Raw genomic sequence first — 7,657 nt, 5'->3', positions numbered from 1 at the left:
GGAGCGGGCATGGCGAACCGGAATAGCACGGCGGAGGAGATGATGAAGGAGCCGCATCTGTCCGACCAGTCGGTCTTCGACCGCGCGCTGGACGACCTCCTTGCCCTCGACCCGCGGCTCGTCCCGCTGGTGGCGGTGGCGGGGCGCCCGGCCCTGCGCCGGCGCCCGCCGGGCTTTGCCGGGCTGGCGGCGGTGGTGGTGGCGCAGCAGCTTTCGGTAGCCTCGGCCCGCGCCATCTACGGCCGGCTGGAAGCCGCCCTCGGCGGCGCTCCCGGCGTGGAGGCCATGCTGGCTGCGACCCCCGAGGCACTGCGCGCCGCCGGCCTCTCCGCGCCCAAGATCCGCACCCTCACCGGCATCGCCCGCGCGCTGGCGGACGGGGCGGTGGACCTCGACGCCGTGGCCCGCATGGATGCGGACACCGCCGCGCAGACCCTCACCCGCCTGCCCGGCATCGGGCTGTGGACCGCCGACATCTATCTCCTGTTCTGCCTCGGCCGGGCGGATGCCTTTCCCCATGGCGACCTCGCCCTGCAGGTGGCGCTGGGCGAGGCCTTCGGCCTGCCGGGACGGGCCACGCCCCAGGGCCTGCGGGCGGTGGCGGAGGATTGGCGGCCGCTGCGCGGCGTGGCGGCGCATCTGCTGTGGGCGTATTATGGCGCGCGGCGGGCCCGGCAGGGCGCGCCGGCCTGACCGTTTCCCGACGCCCTCCTCATTGGTAATGCCATGTCTTTTCCCAGCGGCTCCTTTCCCCTCGACGGCGTTTCCCTCGACGATCCCATCCTGGACGGCCCGCGCCTGCGCCCGCGCAACGGCGGCGCGCCGGACGCGCTGGTGGTGCTGCTGCACGGCTACGGCGCCGACGGCCGCGACCTCATCGACATCGGCAATGCCTGGGCCGACCTGTTGCCGGGCGCCATGTTCGTCTCACCCCACGCGCCCGACCCGTGCGAGGGGGCGCCGGTGGGACGCCAGTGGTTTCCGCTCACCTTCCGCGATCCCCATGAGCTGACCCGCGGGGCGGAGGGCGCCGCCCCCATCCTGCGCGACTTCCTCGCCGAGGAACTGGTGAAATACGACCTGCCGCCCGAGCGCCTCGCCCTCGTGGGCTTCAGCCAGGGGGCGATGATGGCGCTGAAGCTCGCCACCACGGCGCAGGTGGCCCCGGCGGCGGTGGTGGCCTATTCGGGCATGTGGGTGGAGGCCACCTCCGGGCGTGATGACATAGTGCTGCCCGCCCGCCCGCCGGTCCTGCTGGTGCACGGCAGCGAGGACGAGGTGATTCCCGCCGCGGCCCTGTTCGCCTCGGCGCGGGGGCTGGCTGCGGCGGGCGTGCCCGTGGAATGGCACCTGAGCCAGGGCCTCGGCCACGGCATCGACGATGAGGGGCTGTTCCACGGCGGTCGCTTCCTCGCCGAGTTCCTCGGCAAGGGCTCCGGCTGAGCGCCGCCGTGGGCCAACTGGCGTGGCGGGGCGCCGGGCCTTATCCAACAGCATCCGGGCGTGGTTTGGCCGCGGCTTCACAAGGATGACACGGAGCATATAGAGTATCGCCCGCGCATCGGGATCGTCAGCGGCGATTCGGGTGCGAAGACGAGGAGTTCGGTCCTTGACCACTGCTTTGTCACCAGGTGCCTGGCCAGCGCTCGTGCTCAACGCGGACTATCGCCCGTTGAGCTATTACCCGCTGTCGGTCTGGAGCTGGCAGGACGCGATCAAGGCGGTCTTCCTCGATCGCGTGAACATCGTTGAATATTACGACAAGGCGGTGCGAAGTCCCGGGTTCGAGATCCGGCTGCCGAGCGTGGTGTCGCTCCGCACCTTCGTGAAGCCCACGCGGCAGCCGGCCTTCACCCGCTTCAACGTCTTTCTGCGCGACCGCTTCTCCTGCCAGTATTGCGGCTCCCGCGACGACCTCACATTCGATCACCTCATCCCGCGGTCCCGCGGCGGGCAGACCACCTGGGAAAACGTGGTCGCCGCCTGCTCCCCCTGCAACCTGCGCAAGGGCAGCCATATGCCGGGCGACGTGGGCATGTGGCCGGCGCAGATGCCGTTCCAGCCTTCCGTGCACGACCTGCACCAGAACGGCCGCCACTTCCCACCCAACTACCTGCACCAAAGCTGGATGGACTATCTCTACTGGGATACCGAGCTGGATCCTTGAGAGATGTATGTCTGCGGCGTCAGGCTTTGCGACCGGTTGTCGCGCCGGCGAAAGACACAACCGCCAGTCCCGCCGCGATCAGCGCATTCCATCCCGCCATCGAGATCCCGAACAGCCGCCATGCCGCCTCGTCGCAGCGCGGCACCCGCGCACCCTTGAGGGCCGAGAGCACGTTCCCGGTCGTCACCGGCGCGCCGGTGCAGGCGGTGGGGCCGGGCCAGAACTGCCATTCCACGCCGGCGTGGTAGATGGCGAGGCCCATATTGCCCACCATGGCGAGGCCGAGGACGACCAGCAGCGCCCGCGCCAGTCCTTCGCGGCCCGAGCGCGCGGCGGCGAATGCGAGCAGGCCTAAGGGGATCGCGGCGTAGTAGGGCAGGCGCTGGTCGAGGCAGAGCGGGCAGGGGGCAAGGCCCGCCACCAGCTGGAAATACCACGCACAGGCCAGGGCGAAGGCCGATCCGGCCACCAGCAGCAGGGCTGCCTTTTGGTCAAGACGCTGGAGCAAGGTCACGCTTCCCGAGGCCACCGGGCCCGTGGGGAGCGCGATAGACCGCCCGCGCCCGCCTGTCCATGACGCCGTCCGCAGATGCCGCGCAAGTGAGCGGGCTCCGCGCGCCGGCCCCGATCCGGCGCATGGCAAGCACAACCCGGAGGTGGCCCGCCACCTTGGAACATTTCTTACTCAGGGTCGCCCGTATGGCGCTGCGGTGCAATATGGAGTATAAATTTGCTAGTCGTCTTCGGAGGCATTCGCATTGCGTTTCTCCTTCAGGCGCATATTTTGGTCATAGCTACGAAGATTGCAGCCGAAATGAACGAGATGACCCGCTCCCGCTCCACCTTCGGTGCCCCGTTCGCGCAGGCCGATGCGCAGGATGAGCCGGTTCTTCCCGTCGCTCAGCTCCGGGACATCAACACCACCCGGCGCACCGGGTGTCCGTTCCATGACGTGCGCGAGATGCTCAAGGAGGTGGGGCTGCGCCCGACCCGCCAGCGTCTCGCCCTCGGCTGGCTGCTGTTCGCCAAGGGCGACCGGCACGTGACGGCGGAAATCCTGCACGAGGAAGCCATCAAGGCGCGCTTCCCGGTGTCGCTGGCCACGGTCTACAACACGCTGCACCAGTTCACGGAATCGAGCCTCCTGCGCGAGGTCGCGGTGGACGGCTCCAAGACCTATTTCGACACCAATTCCTCCGACCACCACCATTTCTTCCTCGAAGGCCAGAACGACCTGGTGGACATCCCGGCGCGGGACGTGAAAGTCGAACTGATCCCCGAGCCGCCCGAGGGCTATGAGGTGGCGCGGGTGGACGTGGTGGTGCGGCTGCGCCGCAAGGGCGCCAATCGCGGCTGAGTCGCCACCGGCCGCGTGGGCCATCGGCCGCCGATGGCGGATCAGGCCAGGATCGGACATTCAGACATCGGACATCGCGTGCCCCGGCTGTGCCGGGGCATTTTTGTTTCGGGGCTCCGCACTCCTGCAGTGCGGGATAAGCGGGGTCGCGAATCGGTCGTGCCGGTTCCTGGATTGGGTGGCGCTTCACCGGGCGGAGCGCGGATCTGTAAAACGTTCTACCGCCCCTGCCGCAGGGCGTTGAGCACGGCGATGGAGGCGTAGCCGTCCGCAGGCGTGATGCCCGCTTTCTGCTGGAAGGCCCGCACTGCCCGCATGGTATCGGCGCCCACGCGCCCGTCGGAACCGCCGGTATCGAACCCGGCCGCGGTGAGGCGCTGCTGCACTTCCTGCACTTCCGCCAGGGTCAGCGCCCGCTCGCCCCCCGGCCAGGACGCCACGAACGGCCCGTCGCCCATGATGCGGTCGCCCAGATGCACCACGGCCAGGGCATAGTTGGACGAGGGATTGTAGGAGCGCACCGCATAGAAATTGTGGAGCAGCAGCAGCGCCGGCCCGCCGGGCCCGCCCGGCAGCCACAGGCGCGCCGGCTCGTCATAGCCGGTGAGCGACTGGCCCTCCACCGTCACCACCCCCAGTTCGCCCCATTGGGCGAGGGGCCGGCGGGTCTTGTTGTCGGCGAGATCGGCGTTGAAGCCGGCCGGCAGCTTCGCCTCGAAGCCCCAGGGCTCGCCCCGGCGATACTTGCCGCGCTTCACCAGATAGTTGGCGGTGCCGGCCAGCGCGTCATCCGGCTTGCCGAAGGGCGAGATGCGCCCGTCGCCGTCGAAGTCCACGCCCATGTTGAGCCAGACCTCGGGCATCCACTGGGTGTGGCCCATGGCCCCCGCCCACGATCCCGTCATCTCCTGCGGCGTGCCCCATCCGCGCTCCACGATGACGAGGGCGTTGAGCAGCTCCGCCTCCCAGTATTTGCGTCGCCGCGCATCGCCCCAGGCCAGGGCGGCGAGGGAAGGGAAGACGGGCTTCATGTGCTTGGGATTGTCGAGCACGTCGCCGAAGGCGCTTTCCATGCCCCAATAGCCGAGCATCACCCGGCGATCGACGCCGAACGCCTTCTCGATGCGCTCGAACAGGCCGGCATATTGCTGCGCCCGCTGCTTGCCGGTGGCGATGCGCCAGTCCGAGACGCGGCGGTTGAGATACTGCCAGCTCTGCTCGGTGAACTCGGCCTGGTTGCGATCCTGCGCATAGACGCCGGTGTCGGGCTTGAGGCCGTTGAAAACGCGGTTGTAGGTGGCGTCCGAGACCCCCCGCGCGCGGGCCCGGGCGCGGAAGGTCTCCACCCAGCGCGGAAAGGGCTGCGCCGCCTGTTGGGCCAAAGCCGGGGCGGCGGTCAGAAGTCCGGCGCCGGCCAGGGAGCCAGCGAGGCCGAGGGTGAAGGCGCGTCGGTTGAGGGCGAGGGTCATGCGGTCTCCCGGTGGGCGCGGCGACGGTTTGCGGGCGGCTGTCCCGGATCAGCTGGCGGGGGCCAGCGGCGCCACGACCTGTGCCAGAACCTGCGGCTGGGCCACCGGGCGGCCGACGATGGCGGCGACGCGCGCCGCCTCCAGCGGTCGCAGGGTCGAGAGCACGCGGACGGGCGGCGCCTCCCGCACCGGCGCGCCGGGGTCGGTGCCGATGAGCTGGGTCACCCGCCGGGCGATGGCCGGGGCGGGGTCGATGAAGGTGACGGGCCACGGCGCGAGGCGCGTGAACCGGTCGAGCAGGAGCGGATAATGGGTGCAGGCGAGCACCACCGTGTCGGTGCGGCGGCCCCCGGACGACACGAAGCAGGGCGCGATCTCGGCCGCGATGTCGGCGTCGTCCACGCGGTCGCCGGCGATGGCCGCCTCGGCGAGGCCCGCCAGCCGGTCGCTGGGCACCAGCGCCACGTCGCAGCCGGAGGCGAATTCGTGCACCAGGGCGGCGGTATAATCGCGCCGCACCGTGCCGGGTGTGGCGAGCACGCTGACGCGCTTCGTGCGCGAGGCGAGGCAGGCGGGCTTGATGGCCGGTACCGTGCCGACGAAGGGCAGGGTGGGGTGTCCCGCCCGCAGCGAGGGTAGGGCAAGGGTGGAGATGGTGTTGCAGGCAATGACCACGAGGTCGGGCTTCACCTCGCCGATCAGCTGGCCGACCACGTGGTCCACACGGCGGATCACCGTCTCGTCGTCGAGGGCGCCATAGGGGAAGGCGGCATCGTCGGCGGCATAGACGAAATGCGCGTCGGGCCGCACCCGGGCGATCTCGCGGAACACGGACAGGCCGCCGACACCCGAATCGAACACCAGGATGGTGGGCGCGCGATCCGCCAGCTCCGGAGCCGGCATGCGGGGAAGCGGAGCAAGGGAGGTCACGTCGGGGCTCTCGGCGGCAGGTGAGACGATTGGCAAATGCTTATCCTCAACGGCGCGGGCGAGATTGTGACGCCGCGCACGTAAAGGAAGGATGAGCGGCCCGCCGAAACCTCGGGATGCGCCACCGCACGGGTTTGGCAGGCTCCATGTTCGCGCGGCGGCTACCCGCCGGCCCGCCTTTCTGCTAGAGCGCTCGCCTGCCCAATATGACGAGCATCCGCATATGATCCCGCGTTACAGCCGGCCGGAAATGGCCGCCATCTGGTCCCCGGAAGCCCGCTTCCGCATCTGGTTCGAGATCGAGGCCCATGCCGCCGACGCCATGGCGGACCTCGGCATCGTGCCGAGGGAGGCCGCGGCCAAGATCTGGGAGCTGGGCGGCAAGGCCGAGTTCGACGTGGACCGCATCGACGCCATCGAGCGCGAGGTGAAGCACGACGTCATCGCCTTCCTCACCCACCTCGCCGAGTTCGTGGGCCCCGAGGCGCGCTTCGTGCACCAGGGCATGACCTCGTCCGACGTGCTGGACACCTGCCTCGCGGTGCAGCTGTCCCGCGCCTGCGACCTGCTCATCGCCGACGTGGATGCGCTGCTGAAGGTGCTGGAGCGCCGGGCGTTCGAGTTCAAGCTGACCCCCACGGTGGGCCGCTCCCACGGCATCCATGCCGAGCCCACCACTTTCGGCGTGAAGCTCGCCATCGCGGCGGCTGAGTTCCAGCGCTCCCGCGCCCGGCTCGTGGCCGCCCGCGCCGAGGTCGCCACCTGCGCCATCTCCGGTGCGGTGGGCACGTTCGCCCATGTGGATCCGCGCGTGGAAGCCCATGTGGCGGCAAAGCTGGGGCTGAGCGTGGAGACCGTCTCCACCCAGGTGATCCCGCGCGACCGGCACGCCATGTTCTTCGCGGTGCTGGGCGTGGTGGCGTCTTCCGTGGAGCGGCTCGCCACTGAGGTGCGCCATCTCCAGCGCACCGAGGTGCTGGAGGCGGAGGAGTATTTCTCCCCCGAGCAGAAGGGCTCCTCGGCCATGCCCCACAAGCGCAACCCGGTGCTCACGGAGAATCTCACCGGCCTTGCCCGCATGGTGCGCGCCTATGCCCTGCCGGCCATGGAGAACGTGGCCCTGTGGCACGAGCGGGACATCTCCCACTCCTCCGTGGAGCGCATGATCGGCCCCGACGCCACGGTGACGCTGGACTTCGCCCTGGCGCGCCTCACCGGCGTGATGGACAAGCTGGTGGTCCACACCGAGAACATGCAGAAGAACATGGACAAGCTGGGGGGCCTCATCCACTCCCAGCGGGTGCTGCTGGCGCTGACCCAGAAGGGCGCGAGCCGCGAGGACAGCTATCGCCTGGTCCAGCGCAACGCCATGCGGGTCTGGCGCGGGGAGGGCGACTTCCGCACCTTCCTCCTCGCCGACGCGGACGTGCGCAAATATCTCTCGGAAGACGACATCAACGAGAAGTTCGATCTCGGCTACCACCTGAAGAATGTGGATACCATCTTCACCCGGGTGTTCGGCCGGGCCTGAGGCGGGGCTGTGCGGGGTGCCAAGCGAAGGGACCGGACGGTGTTCCGGTCCTTTTCATTTTCCGGGCCTGTTTGCTGTCGTGGTCGACCGGAAGCCGCTGGGAACCCTCTCCCGCTTGCGGGGGAGGGCAGGGTGGGGGCAACGGTGTTTTCATTCGGATGCCGCCGCTGCCTCTTGGCACGGCTCTGCCCCCTCCCCAACCC

The 7,657-nt window shown here is 69.6% G+C and carries 8 protein-coding genes; 5 read left to right on the top strand and 3 right to left on the bottom strand.

What is annotated here, in order from left to right; all coding sequences use genetic code 11:
• Window positions 1–9: 9 nt before the first annotated feature.
• From K9U40_RS20895 to K9U40_RS20885, 3 genes are all read left to right on the top strand, one after another.
• The gene (locus K9U40_RS20895; protein ID WP_282892045.1) at window positions 10–693 is read left to right on the top strand and encodes a DNA-3-methyladenine glycosylase family protein; all 684 of its coding nucleotides are present in this window, start codon (window positions 10–12) and stop codon (window positions 691–693) included.
• Window positions 694–726: 33 nt separating this feature from the next.
• Window positions 727–1,443 carry an alpha/beta hydrolase gene (locus K9U40_RS20890; protein WP_282892042.1) on the top strand — a complete coding sequence of 239 codons (717 nt, stop codon included), beginning with the start codon at window positions 727–729 and terminating at the stop codon, window positions 1,441–1,443.
• Between the two features lie 166 nt (window positions 1,444–1,609).
• Window positions 1,610–2,167, top strand: coding sequence for an HNH endonuclease (locus tag K9U40_RS20885; protein ID WP_282892041.1), 558 nt, complete (start codon window positions 1,610–1,612; stop codon window positions 2,165–2,167).
• 19 nt (window positions 2,168–2,186) lie between these two features.
• On the opposite strand, the gene K9U40_RS20880 is transcribed toward K9U40_RS20885, so the two are convergent.
• Window positions 2,187–2,681 (bottom strand): disulfide bond formation protein B, encoded by a 495-nt coding sequence (locus K9U40_RS20880; RefSeq protein WP_282892040.1) that lies wholly within the window; start codon window positions 2,679–2,681, stop codon window positions 2,187–2,189.
• Window positions 2,682–2,981: 300 nt separating this feature from the next.
• Between K9U40_RS20880 and irrA the strand changes: the two genes are divergently transcribed.
• On the top strand, window positions 2,982–3,524 hold the full coding sequence (gene irrA, locus K9U40_RS20875; RefSeq protein ID WP_414114746.1) for an iron response transcriptional regulator IrrA: 543 nt from the start codon (window positions 2,982–2,984) through the stop codon (window positions 3,522–3,524).
• Between the two features lie 218 nt (window positions 3,525–3,742).
• Here irrA and K9U40_RS20870 read toward each other — a convergent pair whose 3' ends face one another.
• Together K9U40_RS20870 and murI are read right to left on the bottom strand one after the other, a co-directional pair.
• Window positions 3,743–4,993 (bottom strand): lytic murein transglycosylase, encoded by a 1,251-nt coding sequence (locus K9U40_RS20870; protein ID WP_282892039.1) that lies wholly within the window; start codon window positions 4,991–4,993, stop codon window positions 3,743–3,745.
• 48 nt (window positions 4,994–5,041) lie between these two features.
• Window positions 5,042–5,896 (bottom strand): glutamate racemase, encoded by an 855-nt coding sequence (murI, locus tag K9U40_RS20865; RefSeq protein ID WP_282892043.1) that lies wholly within the window; start codon window positions 5,894–5,896, stop codon window positions 5,042–5,044.
• Between the two features lie 250 nt (window positions 5,897–6,146).
• Between murI and purB the strand changes: the two genes are divergently transcribed.
• Entirely contained in the window at window positions 6,147–7,454 is a 1,308-nt protein-coding gene (gene purB, locus K9U40_RS20860) for an adenylosuccinate lyase (protein ID WP_282892038.1), read from the top strand.
• Window positions 7,455–7,657: the final 203 nt, after the last annotated feature.

It is taken from the genome of Xanthobacter autotrophicus, assembly GCF_030015065.1.
Lineage (GTDB): Bacteria > Pseudomonadota > Alphaproteobacteria > Rhizobiales > Xanthobacteraceae > Xanthobacter > Xanthobacter autotrophicus_D.
This window is presented reverse-complemented; position numbering and strand designations above follow the sequence as displayed.